Genomic DNA, 975 nt, shown 5'->3' with positions numbered 1-975 from the left:
CTAGTCGGCATCGCAACGCCAGCTGCTCAAGCTTTAGCCAATGCCGCTAACGGCGATCGTCCGGTAATCTTATCTGCGGTATCAGACCCAGCTAACAACGGTTTTATCGCTTCTGATGAAAAACCAGGAGCTAATGTAACAGGGGTTACAGATATGGCACCAGTTGCAGAACAATTTGATTTAATGCAAGAAATTTTACCAGATATGGAAAATGTCGGCATTATTTACAATTCTTCAGAATCGAATGTAACCAAAACGGTTAGTGAAGCCAAGGCTGAAGCTGAATCAAGAGGATTGAACGTAGTAGAATCTACCATTACTTCAACAAATGACCTAGCATCAGTTGCTGAACAATTGGCTGGCCAAGTAGATGTTATCTGGGTACCAAATGACAATACAATTGCTAGTGCTATGGATACCTTAATTCAAGTAACAGATGCAAACGGCATTCCAGTTATTCCAGTAGTAGACGCTATGGTTGCTGACGGTGGGTTAGCGACAGTTGGTATCAACCAATATCAATTCGGTTTAGATACAGCAACAGTAGTAGCAGATGTCATTGAAGGCGCAGATACAGCAACTTATCCAATTATCTATAATGACAAAACAGATACCTACATCAATACAGCTAAAGCTGAAGAATTGGGCTTTGAACTACCACAAGAATTGATTGATGCGGCAATTGATGTTAACAGTGACGAATACGCTGAATTAGTTGGCGAATAAGGAGGGGACCATATGGACATGATAATTAGTGCTTTTTCTCAAGGGACAATCTGGGCTGTAATGGGTCTTGGAATCTATATTACTTTTAGAATTTTAAATGCACCGGATATGACAACTGAAGGGTCGTTTGTATTGGGTGGTGCCATTGGTGCCCAAATGCTTTACTTTAATATTGATCCTTTTGCGACATTGTTGATTTCATTTTTAGCAGGTATGGCTGCAGGTGCTATTACAGGGTTTTTAGTAACG

2 protein-coding genes are annotated in these 975 nt (G+C 40.7%); both read left to right on the top strand.

The features are described from left to right. Positions 1 to 726, top strand: a 726-nt coding sequence (locus tag ACRCJ0_RS15570; RefSeq protein ID WP_431391098.1) for an ABC transporter substrate binding protein, incomplete at its 5' end; no start/stop codon positions are given. Between the two features lie 12 nt (positions 727 to 738). Next, positions 739 to 975 (top strand): ABC transporter permease subunit (locus tag ACRCJ0_RS15565; protein ID WP_431391097.1); only part of this gene is annotated, 237 nt, incomplete at its 3' end.

Source organism: Aerococcus sp. L_32 (assembly GCF_050689315.1).
This window is presented reverse-complemented; position numbering and strand designations above follow the sequence as displayed.